The sequence below is a fragment of the Bacillus sp. PK3-037 genome, assembly GCF_054161355.1.
Genome location: NZ_CP096408.1, coordinates 2,128,545 through 2,149,143, shown reverse-complemented (window position 1 = coordinate 2,149,143; position 20,599 = coordinate 2,128,545). Strand labels below are relative to the sequence as shown.

The window sequence follows — 20,599 nt, the reverse complement described above, 5'->3', positions numbered from 1 at the left end:
TTTTATGGATACAATTGAAAAGAAATCAGTTGCTACCATTCGCACACTATCAATAGACGCTATTGAAAAAGCAAACTCTGGTCACCCTGGTATGCCTATGGGGGCAGCGCCAATGGCATATACGCTATGGACAAAATTTATGAAGGTAAATCCGGCAAACCCTGGGTGGTTTAACCGCGATCGTTTTGTTTTATCTGCGGGACACGGATCAGCACTTTTATACAGCATGCTTCATTTAAGCGGGTATGATCTCAGCATTGAAGACCTTAAGGGATTCCGCCAGTGGGGCAGCAAAACACCGGGGCATCCGGAATTCGGACATACAGCAGGTGTTGATGCAACAACAGGGCCGCTTGGACAAGGAATCGCAATGGCGGTCGGAATGGCTATCGCAGAACGCCATTTAGCCGAAACTTACAACCGCGATTCATTCAATGTAGTCGATCACTATACATACAGCATTTGCGGTGACGGCGATTTAATGGAAGGTATTTCTTCTGAAGCCGCTTCACTTGCAGGCCATCTTCAGCTTGGCCGTCTGATCGTATTATACGATTCTAATGACATCTCATTGGACGGAGATCTGGATCGTTCATTCTCTGAAAACGTGAAACAGCGTTTCGAGGCGATGAATTGGGAAGTTCTTTACGTTGAGGATGGAAACAATATTGAAGAATTAACAGCGGCTATCGAAAAAGCACGCCAAAATGATAAGAAACCTACATTAATTGAAGTGAAAACGACAATCGGATTCGGTTCGCCTAATCGTGCCGGCACTTCCGGTGTTCACGGTGCTCCGCTTGGCAAAGAAGAAAGTAAATTAACAAAAGAAGCTTACGCATGGACGTATGAAAAAGATTTCTACGTCCCGTCAGAAGTATATGAGCATTTCGCAAAAACAGTAAAAGAATCCGGCGAGAAAAAGGAACAGGAATGGAATGACCAATTCGCTAAATATAAAGAAATTTATCCGGAACTCGCTGAACAGCTTGAGCTGGCTATCAAAGGAGAACTTCCGAAAGACTGGGATCAAGAGGTGCCTGTTTATGAAAAAGGAAGCAGTCTGGCATCCCGTGCCTCTTCAGGTGAAGTTCTGAACGGTCTTGCGAATAAAATTCCGTTCTTTGTCGGCGGTTCTGCAGACTTAGCAGGGTCAAACAAAACGACTATTAAAAATTCCGGTGATTATACAGCGCTTGATTACTCAGGCAAAAATTTCTGGTTTGGTGTTCGCGAATTTGCTATGGGTGCAGCCTTAAATGGTATGGCGCTTCACGGCGGACTTCGTGTATTCGGCGGAACATTCTTTGTCTTCTCTGATTACTTGCGTCCGGCCATTCGCCTTGCAGCATTAATGGGTCTTCCTGTGACATATGTCTTTACTCACGACAGTATCGCGGTCGGTGAAGATGGACCGACTCACGAGCCGGTTGAGCAGCTTGCTTCATTACGCGCAATGCCTAACCTTTCTTTAATCCGTCCTGCAGACGGTAATGAGACAGCAGCGGCTTGGAAGCTTGCGGTGCAGAGCACAAATCAGCCAACAGCGCTTGTATTGACACGTCAAAACCTTCCTACAATCGACCAAACAGCTGAAGAGGCATTGGCTGGTGTAGAAAAAGGTGCTTATGTTGTTTCTAAGTCTAAAAACGAAACACCTGACGCTCTTCTCATCGCAACGGGCTCAGAGGTTGGCCTGGCAATTGAAGCACAGGCAGAATTGGCGAAAGAAAATATTGATGTTTCTGTCGTCAGCATGCCTTCAGTAGATCGTTTTGAGAAACAATCGGATGAATACAAAAACTCCGTGCTTCCGTCAGATGTGAGAAAACGTCTTGCGATTGAAATGGGCTCATCATTTGGCTGGGGCAAATACACAGGGCTTGAAGGAGACGTGCTCGGTATTGACAAATTCGGCGCCTCCGCTCCTGGCGAAACCATTATCAATGAATACGGCTTCTCAGTTGCAAATGTTGTGGATCGAGTCAAAGCATTAATCAATAAATAAGTTTTTTCAAAGGGGATGAGTCAAATCATCCTCTTTTTCTTGTTTATCCGACAAAAATAGTATTGGCTGTTTAACAGTAATAGACAATTCTTTCTTCTCTTCTTTTGTATAATAGAATGCAAATGAAATGCTGCTGGAAAAGGGGATGAGAAGATGGAACGTCACTACTATACGTACCTGATCAAAGAGGAATTTGCCAATCATTATTTCGGGCGGGAATCGGTTATGTTTGAGCTGTTTCAAGACTATCATTGGACAAGCCTGACGAGGCAGCAGTATGAAATGACAGAGAAACAAATTCAATATATCACAAAACCCATTCCGATTTTACATATGCATCAGCGGTTAAAAATGAATTTGAACAATACAAACTATACACAGCTGGATTATATTTATAGATTATCTCTCCCAAAAGCAAAGGGACAAGCGTCTTTTATGATGAAAGAACACATGATTGAAATTGTAGCTAACGGAGATTACGAGGCGGAAACGATATTTTTTGAAGTTCTTCGCAAAGTAAGCCCTTGCTTTCTCGCAATGGATTTCAATACGAAGCGGTATGGGTGGTTAAATCCGGTGAAAGAAAGAAATTTTGTCTAAAACCGAAGAAAAAGAGATGTAAATGTTGTATAATAGCTTTTGGTTTAGTACACTTTAAACTAGACAACATGAAGGAGGAAATAAAATGACTTTATGGGTTGGCATCCTAGTGGGCGTTGTTGCACTGCTCATAGGTGTTGCACTCGGGTTTTTTATTGCTCGTAAATATATGATGAGCTATCTTAAAAAGAATCCGCCTATTAATGAACAAATGTTACGCATGATGATGATGCAAATGGGAATGAAACCTTCTCAAAAGAAAATCAATCAAATGATGAAAGCCATGAATAATCAAACGAAATAATACGTAAAGATTATGATATAGAGAAACATGGTTATAAAATAAAAAACCCTTTATCGGGTTTTTTATTTTGCAATCATTCATCACCCGCTACTGCTCGAAGGCGCTGCTTTTGATATTGTATGAGAAGATGGTCAAGCTCCTGACTGAGTTCTATCGTAATATGAGATGTCATTCCGTTCGCCATGACAATTTGCAGCAGCTCTGCTCTTTTTTTTTCAATTTCATTTAATAGATGCTCTCTAATCACAGGGATGTATCCTTTCATACATTAGATCTTCAAAAGTGAATGTTTATATTATATCCATATTTATACTAATTTTCAAATGAGAAGGAGTACAATGTCTCAATGTCAAATTAAATTATATAAGTTTTTTTTGAAAATAGAAATCCTTCGAGTGAAAGTGTTAAAAAAATGAAATGATTTTGTCATAACTTGAAGGAATGTCAAATCATGAAGGGATGAGGACATGGGAGATGTGAATTATTTTCTGACATTCGGCGCGGGATTTTTATCATTTATTTCGCCTTGCTGCTTGCCGCTTTATCCGGCTTTCCTGTCATATATTACAGGAGTCAGCATGGATGATGTGAAAACAGAGAAACTATTGCTGCAAAAAAGAAGCTTGGCCCATACGCTGTTTTTTTTGCTGGGGTTTTCAGTGATTTTTATAGCTTTAGGATATGGAACATCTTTTATTGGAACCCTGTTTAGGGATTATCATGATGCCATTCGGCAAGTTGGCGCTTTGCTCATTATTCTGTTCGGTTTTATTACGATTGGCGTGTTTCGGCCTGAGGTTATCATGAAAGAACGCAGAGTCCATTTTAAGCATAGGCCAAGCGGTTTTTTCGGTTCCGTTTTAATCGGTATGGCTTTTGCGGCCGGCTGGACGCCTTGCACCGGTCCCATTTTGGGGGCTGTTATCACATTAGCAGGTACTAATCCTGGCTCAGCGATACCGTATATGATGCTATATGTTCTCGGATTTGCCGTTCCGTTTGTATTATTGTCGTTCTTCATCACGAAGCTGAAGTGGATCAGGAAGAATCAGCTTTTGATCATGAAAGCGGGCGGTGTACTTATGATTGTTATTGGGGTCCTGCTATTTTTTGACTGGATGAACTTGATCATTATTTTGCTGTCGGATCTTTTTGGAGGATTTACAGGTTTCTGACTGTTAAATTACTTTTGCACTACTACTAATCCTTTTGTTTTTGGTACAATAATACTATTACCTGAGGAATTCGATTTTTGGAGGGGAATATGACAAGAGTTTTAGTTGTAGACGACGCCAAGTTCATGAGAGTAAAAATCAGAGAGATCTTGGAAGAGGCAAATTACATAATAGCAGGTGAGGCGGCGGACGGCGAGCAAGCGGCTGACCTGTATAAAAAACTTCGGCCGGACTTAGTGACGATGGATATTACGATGCCGGTGAAAAACGGCATTAAGGCGCTCCGTGAGATCATATCCTTTGACCCTAAAGCAAAGATCATCATGTGTACCGCAATGCGCCAGCAAAGAATTGTTACGGAAGCCATTGAACTTGGGGCCAAAGATTTTATTGTCAAACCGTTTGAGGAGTCCAAAGTATTAGAAGCTGTCAACCGCGTTATGGGAAATTGATAGTCATTTCTTTTCAAAATGGTTTTTTTTATTGTTTTGGAGTATAGTATATAGTGTCAACACTCCGAGAAAACAAAGGAATGATAAGTATGATGATTATAGTTTCATCAATTGTTGCTGTTTTAATGGCTGCAGCTGTGATGGTGGTCAGAATTAAGTCTTCCGATAAGCCCGTTTCACCGAAAAAAATCATTCTCCCGCCGATTTTTATGAGTACGGGGGCGTTAATGTTTTTATTTCCGGTTTTTTGGGTAACGGGTGAAGAGTTTTTAGAAGCGATCACTTTAGGCGTGATTTTCTCTATTTTTCTTATAAAAACTTCAAAGTTTGAAATTAAAAATAATGAAATTTACATGAAACGCTCTAAGGCATTTTTCTTTATATTAGTCGGCCTTTTAGTGATCAGAATTGTGATGAAATCAATTTTAAGCACATCGGTTGATTACGGCGCACTGAGCGGAATGTTTTGGATTCTGGCTTTCGGTATGATTGTGCCGTGGAGAATCGCCATGTATCTGTCATACCGAAAACTTCAAAGCGAGCTGCAGTCAGCAGACATTCAAATGAATTAAAAAACCTTTCCTCCTTGCGGGAAAGGTTTTTTATTTAAGAAGGGCCTGATAAGGTTCAATATCGATTTTCTTGTCTCTTAGATGTTTCTTTAAAAAGGTATGGTCTCTTTTCGGAGTAGCCAGAATATAACCTTTGATAATAAGCCGCTGATCAATTGCTGCTACGTTTTCTTTTAATGCCAGCTCTCCGATTTTTCCGGCAATTTTTGCTCGAGCTATATCTCTGAACAGCTCCGGAACAGGTGTGACCAATTCATCTAGAAATTGTTTGTTTTCATTGCTCCATAGATGTCTGCTGTTTTCAATATAGTAATCCTGCCAATCCAGCTCAGATTTGCCGTCCTCTTTTGGTAAACGCTTTAAAAACTTTCGAAACATAAAAAAACCGCCGATTGATAACAAGACAATCATCGTGATCACCCAAAACAGAATAAACCACAAAAACCAGCCTTCCAGCATCAATCATTCCCCCTTATACTAACCATATTGTATATGAAGAAAGAATAGAAGAACAATGTTTAAAAAAAATAGAAAAAAATGATAGATGTCTAGTCAAAAGAGATGGTAGATCATATTCTATTGTATAGTGAATCTGCTATTTGGCCATGGGAGAGTCACTAGAGGGTATTTGACGATAAATGGACGGAAAAAAAGTCACTTTCATTATAGGGGATGAAAGTGACTTTTGATTTTAGCTGAGGGGGAATTGGAGAGAAAAAGAAGAGCCAGCATTCGTCTCTTTATTGACGGCAACTGTGAGAATTTGATTTTCGCATTCAGTCTCAATCGACTTGTCATTCAAATAAAAAGGAAGCATCATTTGTTTTTCAAGAGTCTGTTCTGAGAATTTAACCGTCAGGATGAACTCACATCCGGACAAGGTAATTGTGATTTGTGTCGGCTGTACAGACGACAGATCTGCTTCAATAATATATTGCTGACTTGTTTCATATAGATCAATAGGTAATGTTTCGTCGTACCAGGCGAACGGATCTTCAAAAAATTGCCGAAGCCATTCCTCCATACCATCGAAATCATTAGCATCGTTTCGTTTTGAATGGGTCATGGAAGCATTCCTCCATATATCAACCTTGCTTTAGCTTATGCAGTTGGTCAGAAATGGGTGAACGCATAAAAAAACAGACGCTAAGGTCTGCTTTTATTACATATCATGGCTGGAATTGTGCTTTTGTCTTGTGTGATTTCTGTTTTTTACTTTCTTGCTTCCGCTGAGGGGTTCCGGCTGACCCGGATTGTGTCCTTTAGGAGCGTTTTTATGCATATCTTTACTTGTATTTTTATTGGTCATAAAATGAGAACCTCCTTAAAAGAGTTCAACGTTATTGATTGGTTTTTCTTTTTTTGTTATTTTGGCGTTCTGCTTCAGTCAGTACAAGCTGATCGTTTTCTACATAGCCGGCGCCTTTGCCTTGGCTTTTCGCGTCATTCATCCCATTTATTACGTGATTTGCTTTTCGTTTGACCATCATTATCACCTCAATCATAATATGGCTTTTTTCAATGAGGAATATGAGAGAGTGCAGACAGTAAAATTTCCCGCTTTTTTGACCTGATAAGCCGATCTTATTGTATTTAATAAAAACATTGATATTTACTTATGTATGATTTTGTTTTAATATGAAATTGTGAGAAAATTGTGATGGAATGTAATGTTCATCTGAGAATGAACTGATCTGAAGGGGGATTTTGGAGAATGGCAAACGAGCAAAAAACTGCAGCACAAGACGTTTTCCAAGCGAGAAAATCGTTTACTACAAATGGGAAAACTTATCATTACTACTCTTTGAAAGCATTGGAAGATTTGGGGATCGGAAATGTGTCGAAGCTTCCTTATTCCATTAAAGTTCTTTTAGAATCTGTATTGCGTCAAGTTGACGGATTCGTCATCAAAAAAGAACATGTGGAAAATTTGGCAAAATGGGGAACTGCCGAGTTAAAGGAAATCGATGTTCCGTTTAAACCATCTCGCGTAATTTTACAAGATTTCACTGGCGTACCGGCAGTAGTTGACCTTGCTTCATTACGTAAAGCAATGGCAGCTGTCGGCGGAGATCCTGACAAAATCAACCCTGAGATTCCTGTTGATCTTGTCATCGACCACTCTGTACAGGTTGATAAAGCGGGCACAGAAGATGCTTTGGCTATTAATATGGACTTGGAATTCGAAAGAAATGCAGAGCGTTACAAATTTTTAAGCTGGGCAAAGAAAGCGTTTAATAACTATCAGGCAGTACCGCCGGCAACAGGTATCGTTCACCAGGTAAACCTTGAGTTCTTGGCAAGTGTTGTCCACGCAGTCGAAGAAGACGGAGAACTGATTACGTATCCTGATACGCTGGTAGGAACCGACTCGCATACAACAATGATTAACGGAATCGGTGTTCTCGGCTGGGGTGTCGGCGGAATTGAAGCCGAAGCCGGAATGCTTGGGCAGCCTTCTTATTTCCCTGTTCCTGAGGTAATCGGCGCGAAACTCGTCGGAAAGCTTCCGAACGGAACAACAGCCACAGACTTGGCGTTAAAAGTGACACAAGTACTGCGTGAAAAAGGCGTAGTCGGTAAATTTGTTGAGTTCTTCGGACCGGGAGTTGCTGAACTGCCGCTGGCAGACCGTGCGACAATCGCCAACATGGCTCCGGAATACGGTGCAACATGCGGATTCTTCCCTGTAGATGAAGAAGCTCTAAATTATCTGCGTCTGACAGGCCGCGATGCTGAACATATTGACGTAGTAGAAGCATACTGCAGAAGCAACGGTTTGTTCTACACTCCAGATGTAGAAGACCCGCAATTTACTGATGTCGTCGAAATTGATTTGTCTAAAATTGAAGCAAACCTTTCCGGTCCAAAACGTCCTCAGGATTTGATTCCGCTTTCTGCTATGCAGGAAACGTTTAAAAAGCACTTAGTCAGCCCTGCGGGTAACCAAGGATTCGGATTAAACGCTGAAGAGGAAGACAAAGAAATTAAATTTAAATTGCTTAACGGCGAAGAAACAGTCATGAAAACGGGTGCAATCGCCATTGCTGCGATTACAAGCTGTACAAATACATCTAACCCATACGTCTTAATCGGCGCCGGCCTTGTGGCGAAAAAAGCGGTTGAATTAGGACTCAAAGTGCCTAACTACGTGAAAACATCACTTGCACCGGGTTCTAAGGTTGTTACAGGATATCTTGTTAATTCAGGCCTTCTTCCATACATGAAAGAGCTTGGTTTTAACCTTGTCGGATACGGATGTACAACATGTATCGGAAACTCAGGTCCGCTTTCACCGGAAATTGAAGAAGCAGTTGCGAAAAATGACCTGTTGATTACGTCTGTTCTTTCTGGAAACCGTAACTTCGAAGGACGTATTCATCCGCTTGTGAAAGGTAACTATCTTGCTTCTCCGCCGCTTGTAGTAGCTTATGCGCTGGCTGGAACAGTGAACATTAACCTGAAAACGGATCCGATCGGTGTCGGAAAAGACGGACAAAAAGTGTACTTCAATGATATTTGGCCGTCAATGGACGAAATTAATTCACTTGTTAAACAAACTGTTACACCGGAGCTCTTCCGCAAGGAGTACGAGACAGTATTCGATGACAACAAACGCTGGAATGAGATTGAGACAACAGATGAAGCGCTATACAAATGGGATAATGAGTCAACTTATATCCAAAACCCGCCATTCTTCGAAGAAATGTCAGTTGAACCAGGCAAGGTTGAACCTTTAAAAGGCCTTCGTGTTGTCGGTAAATTCGGCGATTCAGTCACAACAGACCATATCTCTCCTGCAGGGGCAATCGGAAAAGATACACCTGCCGGAAAATACTTGCAAGCAAAAGGTGTGTCACCTCGTGACTTTAACTCCTACGGTTCACGCCGCGGAAACCATGAGGTTATGATGAGAGGAACATTTGCAAACATTCGCATCAAAAACCAAATTGCGCCGGGCACAGAAGGCGGATTTACAACGTACTGGCCTTCTGGTGAAGTGACATCAATCTATGATGCCTGCATGAAATATAAAGAAGATAAAACAGGCCTTGCTATCTTAGCGGGCAAAGATTATGGTATGGGATCTTCCCGTGACTGGGCTGCAAAAGGAACAAACCTGCTCGGCATTAGAACTGTCATTGCTGAGAGCTTTGAAAGAATCCACAGAAGTAACCTGGTATTCATGGGTGTGCTCCCGCTTCAATTTAAACAAGGTGAAAATGCGGATACACTCGGCTTAAGCGGTAAAGAAGTGATCGAGGTGGATGTTGATGAAAGCGTACGCCCTCGTGATATCGTTACAGTAAGAGCAATTGATGAAGACGGAAATGTAAAAACATTTGAAGCACTTGTGCGCTTCGATAGTGAAGTTGAAATTGATTATTATCGCCATGGCGGAATTCTGCAAATGGTGCTTCGCGAAAAAATGAAGCAATCATAATGTATAAAGAAGAGAAGGCACCCTGCTTTCTCTTCTTTTTATGAGATAAGATTGCTCCGGGGGTGACATTATGCTGAAAAAATGGGTGGCAGGAATCCTGTTGATTGGGCTTGCCGGATACATGTGCTGGAACATCTATCAGCAATTTAGCAAAAAAGAAATAGGCATTGAAGAGGGACAGCAAGCGCCTGACTTCACTCTGAAAACGCTATCAGGAGAAAGAACCTCTTTATCAGATGTCAAAGGCAAAAAAGTTCTGCTTAACTTCTGGGCAACTTGGTGCAAACCGTGCCGACAGGAAATGCCGGCGATGGAGGAACTGCAAAAGGAGCACTCAGATGTAGCGGTTATTGCAGTTAATTTCACTTCAGCTGAGAAAAGCGAGAAACAGGTGCAAACCTTTGCTGATACGTATCATTTAACCTTCCCCATTTTGATTGATAAAAAAGGAATTAATGCTGACTATAATGTGTTTTCATACCCAACTACGTATATTTTAGATGAAAAAGGCGTGATTCAAGACATACATATCGGGACCATGACAAAAAAAGAGATGAAAGAAAAACTGGATCTTCATTAGATTCAGTTTTTTTTATGTGCAAACATGCTTACAAATTTTCAGAATTGGAAAAAATAAAAGAATACGCGGAGGTGAGAAGAGTGAAGAAGATGAGAAAACGTTCTTTTCATGAGCTCGTCATGGAAAACAAAAAAGAGCTGATGACGAATACGGAATATTTAAATCAGCTTGAGGAAAAGCTTGAACAGCGATTTAAGCAAAAATAACCTTTAATTTGTATTCATGTTTGCCCCTCCTTTTGAGAATCCTATTTGTTGAGGAGGGATAAACATGGGAAACAACAAGAAAAACGGTCAGCCTCAATATGCTCCAAGCCACTTGGGTACGAAGCCTGTTAAGTATAAACGCAATAAAGGGGGAAAAATGCACGATACTTCTGGTCAGCAGCCAATTATCATGCAGACGAAAGGCGAATAGCGCCGGATTGATTTTATTCTAGGAGGTTCATCCCAATGACAAAAAACCAAAATCAATATCAGCAGCCCAATCCTGATGACCGTTCCGACAACGTAGAGAAACTACAGGATATGGTTCAAAATACGATCGAAAATATAGAAGAAGCAGAGGAATCAATGGAGTTTGCTTCAGGAGAAGATAAGCAGCGCATCAAAGAAAAAAACACAAGACGGGAAGAGAGCATCGAAGCATTTCGCAATGAAATTCAAGACGAATCCGAAGCGAGAGAAAACGGATACCGTTCGTAAAAACCAGGGAAACCTGGTTTTTTTCTTTCTGATTTGGATATGGTAAAATGGGGCTAAACTGATTAAGGGAGCAGAGTATCTTGCATGTATCAAAAACAGAAATAGAAGTGCGTTACGCCGAAACAGATCAAATGGGGATCGTATATCATGCGAATTATCTTGTTTGGATGGAGGTCGGAAGGACGGCACTCATTAAAGACCTAGGCTTTTTGTACAGTGATATGGAAAAGAAAGGCGTGCTTTCTCCAGTCGTTGATATCAATATTTCCTACAAAAAACCCCTTCATTATGGGGAAACTGCGGTGGTGCACACATGGATTGAGGAATACAACGGCTTTAAAACCATATATGGCTACCATATTTATAATCCGGCTGGTGAGCTATCTATTGAAGCGAAATCATCTCATATTTGTGTGGATAAAGAAAGTTTTAAACCGATTCAGTTTCGTAAGGCTTTCCCCGATTGGCACGCAGCATATGAAAAGGCCAAAAAATAGGGAAGTGAATGACATATGGCATTTGGCGTGAAACGGGAGGAAGTTAACCGCTGGAAGAAGGCAGTCAAAAGAGGGGAAATCGCATTTTTAACACATTATTGGCTGGATGACCGTTTCCCGGAATCTAAAACCGTGACAAAAGCAGGCTGTGCAGATATTGATAAGCTGGTTCAATGGGGTGCGGCGTACGGTTTGAAGGAAGAATGGATACATAAAAAAAGCGAATTTCCCCACTTTGATCTTTTGGGCGAGACGCAAAAATATATCTTAGAACAAGAAAAGCTGACCGACCATCTCACACGTTTTCATTTATAAAAAAAAGAACGCATAGGATATGCGTTCTTTTTCTTAATGGTATTCAAATACAGGCTCATCAGCAGACTCTGAATAGCTGACGAGAAGATCATGGTTGTCAAAGTACCAAAGATCACTTTCTTCAATAAAGAAGGTGATGCCGCCGACTTCTGCCGTGACTCCTGCCTCTTGGGGAGCATCTTTCGCCACTCCGAGAGAAAAGCCTTTTTGAACGTTGCTGCAGCCGCCATAGCGGACGAAAAATCGAACTTGGTCTCCGTTTTGTAAATCAAGCTCTTCTTTATACCAGTTCAGCGCGTCTTCGTTAACTGTCATATTCATAACAGGACCCCCTTTTCCCTTTGTTATCATTTGATTTTCTCTATTATAAACGTATAAGGCTATCTCGTGTCAAAATAGAAGTTTTATAAACATTTATAACCATTTGACTTTAGGTTCTGTTTTATTGATAATTCGTTTGATATTCGCCCGGTGCCTGTATATTACAAAAACAGTGAGCAGCGTGACGACAATCAATAAATACTTATCATGTACAAAGAGACTATATATGACAGTATATATCCCTGTTAACATTGATGACAGAGAGACAAATTTAGTCAAGTATAAAAAGATGAAAAAGACCGCAACCATTGTAATGAATAACAGAGGTGCATAAAACAGCAAGACGCCTCCTGAAGTTGCTACGGCTTTGCCGCCTTTAAATTTGGCGAACACAGGAAACACATGGCCAAGAACCGCTATGACTCCCGCAAGGAGCGGATGAATATCAACATGCATGAGGTAAGGCAATGCAGCTGCCAGTGTCCCTTTTAAAATATCTCCGGCTATGACAACCGAACCAGCTTTTACGCCCAGTGTACGGAACGCGTTGGTAGCGCCTAAGTTTCCGCTTCCATGCTCCCGAATATCAATTCCCTTGGCAAGCTTACCTACGATTAAGCCAGATGGAATACTGCCTATCAAGTAGGCCAAAATAATCAATAAAGCAATTAACATCTACATTTCTCCTTTTTCAATGTCCCTAATCTCTATTTTAACATGAGATGTCATGATCTGATGATAAGTTTTTTTGTAAAGTTTGCTTACAAATCTAATCAGCCATACATCATGTTTTGATTTCTTCCTTTTCGGTCGTGTAGAATAAACAAAAAGGAGTGGTCTATCATGCAAAACCCTTCAAAAGCGGAAATCAAAGAAATTCTTGATGGAAGTAAGAGAATAGCGGTAGTCGGGCTTTCAGACCGTCCCGATAGAACATCGTATATGGTATCAAAAGCGATGCAGGATGCGGGATATGAAATCATACCAGTAAATCCGACGATCGAAGAGGCGCTTGGTGTAAAAGCCGTATCATCGCTAAAAGAAATTGACGGTCCGATTGATATCGTAAATGTATTCAGACGTTCAGAACAGCTTCCTGATGTCGCTCAAGAGTTTCTGGAGACAGATGCCCCGGTATTTTGGGCGCAGCAAGGCCTGGTAAACGAAGAGGCTTATCAGATGCTGAAGGAAGAAGGCAGAACGGTCATCATGGATCTGTGCATAAAAGTGGCACACGCTGTAACAAAATAGGTGCAGAGCTGCAAAAATCCTTGTGAATTCAAGGATTTTTGCTTTTTCATGTAAAGATATTGTTTGCGAATTACTGTGAAACAGATACAATAAAGCTTGAACAGCTTTTTTTGAATGCCTTGCTAAGCTGGATTCCGGCCGTTCGATTTGCGAAGGTCCGCTGCTTTATATATAATAAACAAACATACGTTCTCATCTCGAAAAAACAGCACTTTTGGATGTTTTACGGAATGATTCGTTAGCTGTATGTTGAGAATGGGATGACATTGGTTATAATGAAGAGTCCAAGGCAGAAGCACACCGGGGCAAGGATTATGAAAAATACTTTTATACAATTGACAAGTAACAATGAAAAAGAGAATGTTAGTTTTTTGAAAGGGGTTTGTACGTTTGGCTAGAAAACAGCAATTTGATTACAACGAAGATGCCATACAGGTGCTGGAAGGCCTTGAAGCCGTAAGGAAAAGGCCGGGTATGTATATTGGCTCAACCGACGCGAGAGGCTTGCATCACTTGGTTTATGAAATTGTAGATAACTCCGTCGATGAGGTACTTGCCGGCCATGGGGATCACATTATCGTTAAAATACATAAAGACAACAGTATTTCTGTACAGGATAGAGGCCGCGGCATGCCGACTGGAATGCATAAACTCGGCAAACCAACCCCTGAGGTCATTTTAACGGTGCTTCACGCAGGCGGAAAATTCGGTCAAGGCGGTTATAAGACAAGCGGAGGGCTTCACGGCGTCGGCGCATCTGTCGTGAATGCTTTATCTGAATGGCTGACGGTTACGATTGAGCGGGACGGCTTCGTCTATCAGCAGCGTTTTGAAAACGGAGGTAAACCGGTCACATCTCTCGAAAAGATTGGTAAAACGAAAAAGACAGGCACACTTACTCACTTTAAGCCTGATCCGACAATGTTCAGCACAACAACTTATAATTTTGAAACGCTTTCTGAACGCTTACGGGAATCAGCGTTTTTATTAAAAGGATTAAAAATTGAACTGATTGACGAGCGGAACGGCCAGCGAGAAGTCTTTTATTATGAGAACGGCATAGAAGCGTTTGTTGCTTACTTAAATGAGGAAAAAGATGCCCTGTCTGAAGTGGTCTCGTTTGAAGGAGAGCATCATTCCATCGAAGTGGATTTTGCGTTTCAGTTTAACGACGGCTATTCAGAAAATATCCTGTCGTTTGTTAACAACGTCAGAACAAAAGACGGCGGAACTCATGAGTCAGGTGCAAAGACAGCGATGACGAGAGCCTTTAATGAATATGCGAGAAAAGTGGCTTTGCTGAAAGAAAAGGATAAAAACCTGGAAGGCACAGATATAAGGGAAGGGCTTTCAGCTATTATCTCAGTCCGTATTCCTGAAGAACTTCTTCAATTTGAAGGACAAACAAAAGGAAAACTCGGCACAAGCGAAGCAAGATCTGCTGTAGACGCAATCGTATCAGAACAGCTTGCTTACTTTTTAGAGGAAAATCGGGACACCGCTACTCTTCTTGTGAAAAAAGCAATAAAGGCGAGCCAGGCGCGAGAAGCAGCGCGTAAAGCGCGGGAAGAAGCCAGAAGCGGGAAAAAACGAAAAAAATCAGAAGCGACATTAAGCGGTAAGCTGACACCAGCGGGTTCAAGAAATCCGGCAAAAAATGAATTGTATCTCGTTGAGGGTGACTCTGCGGGCGGTTCAGCAAAGCAGGGAAGAGACCGCAGATTCCAAGCGGTTCTGCCATTGCGCGGTAAAGTCATTAACACGGAAAAAGCAAAGCTTGCTGATATCTTTAAAAACGAAGAGATTAATACGATTATTCATGCGATCGGCGGCGGTGTCGGGGCTGATTTTTCAGTCGACGACATTAACTACGATAAAATCATCATTATGACGGATGCCGATACTGACGGCGCTCATATTCAAGTGCTGCTTTTAACCTTTTTCTATCGCTATATGAAGCCGCTCATTGAGAATGGAAAGGTATTTATTGCACTGCCTCCTCTATATAAGGTGAGCAAAGGCAGCGGAAAAAAAGAAATCATTGAATATGCATGGTCTGATGAAGAGATGGATGATGTACTGAAAAAAGTCGGCAAGGGCTATACAATCCAGCGATACAAGGGTCTTGGTGAGATGAACGCAGATCAGCTGTGGGAAACGACGATGAATCCGGAGTCCCGTACGCTTGTAAGGGTCAAAATTGACGACGCGGCACGTGTTGAGAGACGCGTGACGACATTGATGGGCGATAAAGTAGAGCCGCGCAGAAAGTGGATTGAGAAAAACGTAGCTTTCGGCTTGGACGAAGAAAGCAATATTTTAGAAAATGAAAACTTATCGGTCGCTGAGGAGGTTTAATGATTGTCACAGCCAGAATTATTTCATGATTTACCATTAGAAGAGGTGATCGGCGACCGTTTTGGACGCTATAGTAAATATATTATTCAAGACAGGGCGCTGCCTGATGCGCGCGACGGTTTAAAGCCCGTACAGCGCAGAATTCTGTATGCGATGCATACGGACGGAAACACATTTGATAAAAATTTCAGAAAAGCGGCCAAAACGGTCGGTAATGTCATCGGTAACTACCATCCGCACGGAGACAGTTCGGTGTATGAAGCAATGGTGCGGATGAGCCAGGACTGGAAAGTGCGTAATGTTTTAATTGAAATGCACGGGAATAACGGAAGTATAGATGGAGATCCTCCGGCGGCCATGCGTTACACAGAAGCGAAGTTGTCTTCGATTGCATCAGAGCTTTTGCGGGATATTGACAAAAATACTGTTGAATTTGTCCCGAACTTTGATGATACAAGCAAGGAGCCTGTTGTACTTCCGGCTATGTTCCCTAACTTGCTGGTAAACGGATCTACCGGTATATCTGCAGGATACGCGACTGATATACCGCCTCATCATTTAGGAGAAGTCATTGATGCTGTTATCAAACGCATTCAAATGCCGTCATGCTCTGTGGACGATCTCATGGAAGTGATCAAAGGGCCTGACTTTCCGACAGGCGGAATTATCCAGGGCGTTGATGGCATTAGAAAAGCCTACGAAACCGGAAAAGGGAAAATTATTGTCCGCGGAAAAGCTGAGATCGAAGCGATCAGAGGCGGACGTGAGCAAATTGTGATTACAGAAATTCCGTTTGAAGTCAATAAAGCCAACCTTGTGAAAAAAATGGACGAGTACCGTATTGATAAAAAGGTTGAGGGCATCTCCGAGGTTCGAGACGAAACAGACCGAACCGGCCTTAGAGTGGTCGTAGAACTAAAGAAAGAAGCAGATGCCAAGGGCATTTTGAATTACTTATATAAAAATACTGATTTGCAGATTACGTATAACTTTAATATGGTGGCGATCCACAACCGCCGTCCAATGCTGATGAGTCTGCCATCTATTTTAGATGCATACATCGGCCACCAAAAAGAAGTTGTCACAAACCGATCCGTTTACGAGCTTCAAAAAGCAAAAGACAGACATCACATTGTAGAAGGTCTTATGAAAGCTTTATCGATCTTGGATGAAGTTATCGCAACGATTCGCTCCTCAAGCGATAAACGTGACGCCAAAAACAATTTAATGGCGAAATATGAATTTACTGAGCCTCAGGCTGAAGCTATCGTGTCCTTGCAGCTATATCGTTTAACGAATACCGATATCACAGCGCTCAAGGAAGAGGCTGAAGAGCTCAACAAAAATATTGAAGAGCTTGAATCGATTCTGAGCAATGACAAAAAGCTGTTAAAGGTCATTACAAACAGCTTAAAAGCGCTGAAAAAGAAATATGCGGACACGAGACGCTCTGTCATTGAAGAAAAAATTGAGGAAATCAAAATTAATCTTGAAGTCATGGTTGCCTCTGAGGATGTATACGTGACCGTTACAAAAGATGGCTACTTAAAACGCACAAGCCAGCGTTCCTTTGCCGCTTCAAACGGACAGGATTTTGGAATGAAGGATACAGACAGGATGCTGCATCAGTTTGAAATGAATACGACAGATGTGCTGCTGCTTTTCACGAATAAGGGAAGCTATATCTATTGTCCGGTTCACCAGCTGCCTGATATCAGATGGAAGGACATGGGCCAGCATTTTTCTAACATAATCACGATTGAACGTGACGAAACGATTGTAAAGGCCATACCGATAAAAGAGTTTGATCCATCTGCTTATCTTTTATTCTTCACGAAAAACGGCATGGTGAAAAAGACAGAACTCACCCATTACAAAGCACAGCGTTATTCTAAAGCACTTGTGGCGTTAAATCTAAAGGGTGAAGACGAGCTGATTGATGTACATGTGACAAATGGTGACAGTCAGATCTTGATGGCGACACATCTCGGATATGGCCTATGGTTTGGAGAAGATGAAGTAAATGTTGTGGGCGCACGTGCAGCTGGCGTTAAAGGAATTAACTTGAAAGATGGAGACTTTGTCGTGTCAGGAGAAATTCTGCACGAGTCTGATTCTCTCGTATTGTTTACACAGCGGGGAGCGGTCAAACGTATGAGTCTTTCTGAGTTTGAAAAGACCTCCCGTGCAAAACGGGGAGTCGTTATGCTGCGGGAACTGAAGAAAAATCCGCATCGTGTCGTTTCGCTGTTCGCGTGCGGACTAGATGAGCGGTTTATGGCAGAGACGGAAAAAGGGGACAGAAAAGAACTGCAGGCTAAAGAGCTGCGAACAAACGACAGATACAGCAATGGTTCATTCTTTATTGATGAAGAAGAATCAGGCAAGGTCACAGCTGTCTGGCGTCTTACAACTGAATAATCATTAAAAAACCCGCCCACATATCGTGAGCGGGTATATTTTGTTTTTCATCAGCTTTCATGGCTGGTGAATAAGTCTGTCACGGCATGAATGACTTCAATACCTTGCCATACAAATAAGTTCAGCGCTGTGAAAGAGAACAAGCCTAAAATCACCATTCTTAAGATAAACAACATGTTAACAGCCTCCTCATATTTTCGTTATATATTCGGGTGATGTTGAACATGAAGTTTGTCGAAATAAGACGATTGATAAAATTTGGCCAGTATAAAGCTTTTTCTTCGCTGCCTTCTCCGGGAGTAACATATATCTTTGTTTTCCGCGGTCATCAGCAGCACAGCCATTGAGAAGGCAGTCAGCGCAAAAGCTCCGGTGATGGATTTCTTTTCATCATCTGCATTTTGGCCAGCTTTCATCTCATGTATTTCCTGCTGGTCGGCTACCGCTTTATAATGATGGCCAATATCAAAGGCGTGGGGAATTGAGAACAAATGAAAACTGGCAATCGCCAAAAATAAGATGGACGCTTTAAGTATCGTTACTTTTTTCAAATGATCTCCCCCCTTCGATATTACTGAATATTTTTATAATGATACCCCAGACCATCTTAAAAGTAAACCTGATTTATTAAATTTAAAAATAAAATTCACTTTGTTAAGTATATATCGTTTCAGTTCCTTTTTAAAGTGAAATGTCTTTTATTAGTATATGTATACCCGATCTAGGGTGTGATTCAAAACATATTTTAAAGATATGTTTGCAGCTCAAACATTATCACGATATACACCCTAAGGTTAGGAGAAACAAGCGGAGAATGAATAGAAAGGGAGACTCTTTTAATTGATTTCTAATGATTTTATTCATAGGAAATAAAAAATCAAACTAACATAATATTCTTCCGAAAAAACTTCCTAATTCGACATATTGTGATATAATAATACTCGTTATGTTAAAAAATCTAACATCGAAATTGAATTCACAATGAATTGATGAAACAGGAGGTAAATATGGAGTCTTTTTTCAACAGTTTGATTAATATTCCAAGTGATTTTATCTGGAAATATTTATTTTATATTTTAATAGGACTTGGATTATTTTTTACACTTCGTTTTGGTTTTATCCAATTCCGTTACTTTATCGAAATGTTTAGAATAGTAGGTGAGAAGCCACAAGGCAACAAAGGTGTTTCTTCTATGCAGGCATTTTTTATTTCTGCCGCATCCCGAGTCGGTACAGGGAACTTGACTGGTGTTGCCTTAGCGATTGCGACAGGCGGACCAGGCGCTGTATTTTGGATGTGGGTTGTAGCAGCTGTCGGTATGGCTTCAAGCTTTGTTGAGAGTACGTTAGCTCAGCTTTATAAAGTGAAGGACGGAGACGATTTCCGAGGCGGACCGGCTTACTATATCCAAAAGGGGCTTGGGGTCAGATGGCTCGGCATCGTATTTGCTGTCTTAATTACCGTATCATTCGGTTTAATCTTTAACGCTGTTCAATCAAATACAATTGCGGGAGCGTTAGAAGGCGCTTTTCATGTGAATAAAATAGTTGTCGCTGTTGTTCTTGCTGTTTTAACGGCTTTTATTATTTTTGGCGGTTTAAAACGTGTTGTCGCTGTGACACAGTTGATTGTTCCGGTCATGGCGGGACTTTATATTCTTATTGCACTATATGTTGTATTCACAAATATTTCTGCATTCCCAAGCGTTATTGCTACAATTGTCAAAAACGCTTTAGGAATTGAACAAGTTGTCGGCGGAGGAATAGGGGCTATCATTGTCATCGGTGCACAGCGCGGACTTTTTTCTAACGAAGCGGGAATGGGTAGCGCGCCAAACGCTGCTGCGACAGCTCATGTTTCGCATCCGGCTAAGCAAGGCTTTATCCAGACATTAGGCGTGTTTTTCGATACATTTATCGTATGTACGTCCACAGCGTTTATTATTTTGCTGTACAGTGTAACACCAAAAGGTGACGGCATCCAAGTAACGCAGGCTGCTTTGGACCACCATATCGGGGGATGGGCGCCTAGTTTTATAGCAGTCGCAATGTTCTTATTCGCTTTCAGCTCAGTTGTCGGAAACTACTATTATGGCGAGACAAACATTGAATTCATTAAAACAAGCAAAACATGGCTGAACATTTACCGTATTGCGGTTATTGCTATGGTTGTCTTTGGATGTGTAGCAGGGTTCCAGATTGTTTGGGAAATGGCGGATCTCTTTATGGGGGTTATGGCGCTGATTAACTTAGTTGTGATCACGCTGCTGTCAAACGTAGCATACAAAGTCTATAAAGATTACGCGAAACAGCGCAAACAAGGACTAGATCCTGTGTTTAAAGCGAAAAATATTCCAGGACTGAAACACGCTGAAACTTGGGAAGAAGAGAAACAAGAAGCATAATTTATAAAGAATACGGCTGCATTCAATGACTTGAATGCAGCTTTTTATTTGCCGAAAAAAAGCGGAATCTTTTGATTTCATCAAAAAATAACGTGTAAAGTCCTGAACAAGCATTTTTATCCCTGATATACACGTGTCAGCTGTATAGGAAGCAACACAAAAAGAGTCAATAGACAGGCTTTTAAGCCGCCT

At 41.4% G+C, this 20,599-nt stretch carries 26 protein-coding genes; 17 read left to right on the top strand and 9 right to left on the bottom strand.

Going from position 1 to position 20,599, the window contains the following annotated elements; genetic code table 11:
- Positions 1 to 4: 4 nt before the first annotated feature.
- The 3 genes from tkt to M1D69_RS11145 all read left to right on the top strand — a co-directional run bounded on the left by tkt (position 5) and on the right by M1D69_RS11145 (position 2,912).
- Positions 5 to 2,008, top strand: coding sequence for a transketolase (gene tkt / locus M1D69_RS11155; protein ID WP_458106069.1), 2,004 nt, complete (start codon positions 5 to 7; stop codon positions 2,006 to 2,008).
- A 153-nt stretch (positions 2,009 to 2,161) separates the two neighbouring features.
- Positions 2,162 to 2,608 (top strand): sporulation inhibitor of replication protein SirA, encoded by a 447-nt coding sequence (gene sirA / locus M1D69_RS11150; protein WP_024121578.1) that lies wholly within the window; start codon positions 2,162 to 2,164, stop codon positions 2,606 to 2,608.
- A gap of 85 nt (positions 2,609 to 2,693) precedes the next feature.
- Positions 2,694 to 2,912, top strand: coding sequence for a YneF family protein (locus tag M1D69_RS11145; RefSeq protein ID WP_003221221.1), 219 nt, complete (start codon positions 2,694 to 2,696; stop codon positions 2,910 to 2,912).
- A 73-nt stretch (positions 2,913 to 2,985) separates the two neighbouring features.
- On the opposite strand, the gene ynzD is transcribed toward M1D69_RS11145, so the two are convergent.
- On the bottom strand, positions 2,986 to 3,159 hold the full coding sequence (gene ynzD, locus M1D69_RS11140; protein ID WP_024121579.1) for an aspartyl-phosphate phosphatase YnzD: 174 nt from the start codon (positions 3,157 to 3,159) through the stop codon (positions 2,986 to 2,988).
- Positions 3,160 to 3,379: 220 nt separating this feature from the next.
- On the opposite strand from ynzD, the gene M1D69_RS11135 reads away from it, so the two are divergent.
- The 3 genes from M1D69_RS11135 (at position 3,380) to M1D69_RS11125 (ending at position 5,111) form a co-directional block, all read left to right on the top strand.
- Positions 3,380 to 4,087 (top strand): cytochrome c biogenesis protein CcdA, encoded by a 708-nt coding sequence (locus tag M1D69_RS11135; protein ID WP_044155730.1) that lies wholly within the window; start codon positions 3,380 to 3,382, stop codon positions 4,085 to 4,087.
- Between the two features lie 89 nt (positions 4,088 to 4,176).
- A complete protein-coding gene (locus M1D69_RS11130; protein WP_010334411.1) occupies positions 4,177 to 4,539 on the top strand; it encodes a response regulator in 363 nt (120 codons plus the stop codon).
- Positions 4,540 to 4,619: 80 nt separating this feature from the next.
- The gene (locus tag M1D69_RS11125; protein ID WP_458106162.1) at positions 4,620 to 5,111 is read left to right on the top strand and encodes a CcdC family protein; all 492 of its coding nucleotides are present in this window, start codon (positions 4,620 to 4,622) and stop codon (positions 5,109 to 5,111) included.
- A 30-nt stretch (positions 5,112 to 5,141) separates the two neighbouring features.
- On the opposite strand, the gene M1D69_RS11120 is transcribed toward M1D69_RS11125, so the two are convergent.
- The 4 genes from M1D69_RS11120 to sspO form a co-directional block, all read right to left on the bottom strand.
- Entirely contained in the window at positions 5,142 to 5,570 is a 429-nt protein-coding gene (locus M1D69_RS11120) for a DUF2621 domain-containing protein (RefSeq protein ID WP_284560719.1), read from the bottom strand.
- 232 nt (positions 5,571 to 5,802) lie between these two features.
- On the bottom strand, positions 5,803 to 6,195 hold the full coding sequence (gene cotM / locus M1D69_RS11115; RefSeq protein ID WP_458106163.1) for an outer spore coat protein CotM: 393 nt from the start codon (positions 6,193 to 6,195) through the stop codon (positions 5,803 to 5,805).
- Positions 6,196 to 6,273: 78 nt separating this feature from the next.
- Positions 6,274 to 6,420 carry a small acid-soluble spore protein P gene (locus M1D69_RS11110; RefSeq protein WP_003221237.1) on the bottom strand — a complete coding sequence of 49 codons (147 nt, stop codon included), beginning with the start codon at positions 6,418 to 6,420 and terminating at the stop codon, positions 6,274 to 6,276.
- Positions 6,421 to 6,451: 31 nt separating this feature from the next.
- Positions 6,452 to 6,598, bottom strand: coding sequence for an acid-soluble spore protein SspO (gene sspO / locus M1D69_RS11105; protein WP_003221239.1), 147 nt, complete (start codon positions 6,596 to 6,598; stop codon positions 6,452 to 6,454).
- A 227-nt stretch (positions 6,599 to 6,825) separates the two neighbouring features.
- Between sspO and acnA the strand changes: the two genes are divergently transcribed.
- The 7 genes from acnA (at position 6,826) to M1D69_RS11070 (ending at position 11,651) form a co-directional block, all read left to right on the top strand.
- Positions 6,826 to 9,555, top strand: a complete 2,730-nt coding sequence (acnA, locus tag M1D69_RS11100; RefSeq protein ID WP_458106070.1) for an aconitate hydratase AcnA — start codon at positions 6,826 to 6,828, stop codon at positions 9,553 to 9,555.
- Positions 9,556 to 9,625: 70 nt separating this feature from the next.
- Complete coding sequence (locus tag M1D69_RS11095) at positions 9,626 to 10,135, top strand: redoxin domain-containing protein (protein ID WP_024121585.1); 510 nt, start codon at positions 9,626 to 9,628, stop codon at positions 10,133 to 10,135.
- Positions 10,136 to 10,215: 80 nt separating this feature from the next.
- Positions 10,216 to 10,341, top strand: coding sequence for an FbpB family small basic protein (locus tag M1D69_RS11090; RefSeq protein ID WP_003244964.1), 126 nt, complete (start codon positions 10,216 to 10,218; stop codon positions 10,339 to 10,341).
- A gap of 64 nt (positions 10,342 to 10,405) precedes the next feature.
- Positions 10,406 to 10,552, top strand: coding sequence for an acid-soluble spore protein N (locus M1D69_RS11085; RefSeq protein WP_458106071.1), 147 nt, complete (start codon positions 10,406 to 10,408; stop codon positions 10,550 to 10,552).
- Between the two features lie 35 nt (positions 10,553 to 10,587).
- Positions 10,588 to 10,839, top strand: coding sequence for a small acid-soluble spore protein Tlp (gene tlp, locus M1D69_RS11080; RefSeq protein WP_458106072.1), 252 nt, complete (start codon positions 10,588 to 10,590; stop codon positions 10,837 to 10,839).
- A gap of 80 nt (positions 10,840 to 10,919) precedes the next feature.
- Positions 10,920 to 11,336: a YbgC/FadM family acyl-CoA thioesterase gene (locus M1D69_RS11075; protein WP_010334419.1), complete on the top strand. Its 417-nt coding sequence runs from the start codon at positions 10,920 to 10,922 to the stop codon at positions 11,334 to 11,336.
- Between the two features lie 15 nt (positions 11,337 to 11,351).
- Positions 11,352 to 11,651 carry a hypothetical protein gene (locus M1D69_RS11070; RefSeq protein WP_024121589.1) on the top strand — a complete coding sequence of 100 codons (300 nt, stop codon included), beginning with the start codon at positions 11,352 to 11,354 and terminating at the stop codon, positions 11,649 to 11,651.
- 33 nt (positions 11,652 to 11,684) lie between these two features.
- Here the strand turns inward: M1D69_RS11070 and M1D69_RS11065 are convergent, their stop codons facing one another.
- Complete coding sequence (locus M1D69_RS11065; protein ID WP_024121590.1) at positions 11,685 to 11,972, bottom strand: HesB/YadR/YfhF family protein; 288 nt, start codon at positions 11,970 to 11,972, stop codon at positions 11,685 to 11,687.
- 93 nt (positions 11,973 to 12,065) lie between these two features.
- A complete protein-coding gene (gene plsY, locus M1D69_RS11060; protein ID WP_024121591.1) occupies positions 12,066 to 12,647 on the bottom strand; it encodes a glycerol-3-phosphate 1-O-acyltransferase PlsY in 582 nt (193 codons plus the stop codon).
- Positions 12,648 to 12,815: 168 nt separating this feature from the next.
- On the opposite strand from plsY, the gene M1D69_RS11055 reads away from it, so the two are divergent.
- The 3 genes from M1D69_RS11055 (at position 12,816) to parC (ending at position 18,002) form a co-directional block, all read left to right on the top strand.
- The gene (locus M1D69_RS11055; protein ID WP_458106073.1) at positions 12,816 to 13,223 is read left to right on the top strand and encodes a CoA-binding protein; all 408 of its coding nucleotides are present in this window, start codon (positions 12,816 to 12,818) and stop codon (positions 13,221 to 13,223) included.
- Between the two features lie 390 nt (positions 13,224 to 13,613).
- Positions 13,614 to 15,581, top strand: a complete 1,968-nt coding sequence (gene parE, locus M1D69_RS11050; protein WP_095713928.1) for a DNA topoisomerase IV subunit B — start codon at positions 13,614 to 13,616, stop codon at positions 15,579 to 15,581.
- Between the two features lie 3 nt (positions 15,582 to 15,584).
- On the top strand, positions 15,585 to 18,002 hold the full coding sequence (parC, locus tag M1D69_RS11045) for a DNA topoisomerase IV subunit A (RefSeq protein ID WP_458106074.1): 2,418 nt from the start codon (positions 15,585 to 15,587) through the stop codon (positions 18,000 to 18,002).
- A 50-nt stretch (positions 18,003 to 18,052) separates the two neighbouring features.
- Here parC and M1D69_RS11040 read toward each other — a convergent pair whose 3' ends face one another.
- The gene (locus M1D69_RS11040; RefSeq protein WP_010334426.1) at positions 18,053 to 18,178 is read right to left on the bottom strand and encodes a hypothetical protein; all 126 of its coding nucleotides are present in this window, start codon (positions 18,176 to 18,178) and stop codon (positions 18,053 to 18,055) included.
- A 24-nt stretch (positions 18,179 to 18,202) separates the two neighbouring features.
- Complete coding sequence (locus M1D69_RS11035) at positions 18,203 to 18,553, bottom strand: hypothetical protein (protein ID WP_202853909.1); 351 nt, start codon at positions 18,551 to 18,553, stop codon at positions 18,203 to 18,205.
- 456 nt (positions 18,554 to 19,009) lie between these two features.
- On the opposite strand from M1D69_RS11035, the gene M1D69_RS11030 reads away from it, so the two are divergent.
- Entirely contained in the window at positions 19,010 to 20,407 is a 1,398-nt protein-coding gene (locus tag M1D69_RS11030; protein WP_458106075.1) for an alanine/glycine:cation symporter family protein, read from the top strand.
- The last annotated feature ends 192 nt before the right edge of the window (positions 20,408 to 20,599 follow it).

Excerpts from the sequence above, each read along its gene's own strand:
- tkt (WP_458106069.1), top strand. The coding sequence starts at position 5 with ATGGATACAATTGAAAAGAAATCAGTTGCTACCATTCGCACACTATCA.
- sirA (WP_024121578.1), top strand. The coding sequence starts at position 2,162 with ATGGAACGTCACTACTATACGTACCTGATCAAAGAGGAATTTGCCAAT.
- M1D69_RS11145 (WP_003221221.1), top strand. The coding sequence starts at position 2,694 with ATGACTTTATGGGTTGGCATCCTAGTGGGCGTTGTTGCACTGCTCATA.
- M1D69_RS11135 (WP_044155730.1), top strand. The coding sequence starts at position 3,380 with ATGGGAGATGTGAATTATTTTCTGACATTCGGCGCGGGATTTTTATCA.
- M1D69_RS11130 (WP_010334411.1), top strand. The coding sequence starts at position 4,177 with ATGACAAGAGTTTTAGTTGTAGACGACGCCAAGTTCATGAGAGTAAAA.
- M1D69_RS11125 (WP_458106162.1), top strand. The coding sequence starts at position 4,620 with ATGATAAGTATGATGATTATAGTTTCATCAATTGTTGCTGTTTTAATG.
- M1D69_RS11120 (WP_284560719.1), bottom strand. The coding sequence starts at position 5,570 with ATGCTGGAAGGCTGGTTTTTGTGGTTTATTCTGTTTTGGGTGATCACG.
- M1D69_RS11110 (WP_003221237.1), bottom strand. The coding sequence starts at position 6,420 with ATGACCAATAAAAATACAAGTAAAGATATGCATAAAAACGCTCCTAAA.
- sspO (WP_003221239.1), bottom strand. The coding sequence starts at position 6,598 with ATGGTCAAACGAAAAGCAAATCACGTAATAAATGGGATGAATGACGCG.
- acnA (WP_458106070.1), top strand. The coding sequence starts at position 6,826 with ATGGCAAACGAGCAAAAAACTGCAGCACAAGACGTTTTCCAAGCGAGA.
- M1D69_RS11095 (WP_024121585.1), top strand. The coding sequence starts at position 9,626 with ATGCTGAAAAAATGGGTGGCAGGAATCCTGTTGATTGGGCTTGCCGGA.
- M1D69_RS11085 (WP_458106071.1), top strand. The coding sequence starts at position 10,406 with ATGGGAAACAACAAGAAAAACGGTCAGCCTCAATATGCTCCAAGCCAC.
- tlp (WP_458106072.1), top strand. The coding sequence starts at position 10,588 with ATGACAAAAAACCAAAATCAATATCAGCAGCCCAATCCTGATGACCGT.
- M1D69_RS11070 (WP_024121589.1), top strand. The coding sequence starts at position 11,352 with ATGGCATTTGGCGTGAAACGGGAGGAAGTTAACCGCTGGAAGAAGGCA.
- M1D69_RS11065 (WP_024121590.1), bottom strand. The coding sequence starts at position 11,972 with ATGAATATGACAGTTAACGAAGACGCGCTGAACTGGTATAAAGAAGAG.
- plsY (WP_024121591.1), bottom strand. The coding sequence starts at position 12,647 with ATGTTAATTGCTTTATTGATTATTTTGGCCTACTTGATAGGCAGTATT.
- M1D69_RS11055 (WP_458106073.1), top strand. The coding sequence starts at position 12,816 with ATGCAAAACCCTTCAAAAGCGGAAATCAAAGAAATTCTTGATGGAAGT.
- M1D69_RS11040 (WP_010334426.1), bottom strand. The coding sequence starts at position 18,178 with ATGTTGTTTATCTTAAGAATGGTGATTTTAGGCTTGTTCTCTTTCACA.
- M1D69_RS11030 (WP_458106075.1), top strand. The coding sequence starts at position 19,010 with ATGGAGTCTTTTTTCAACAGTTTGATTAATATTCCAAGTGATTTTATC.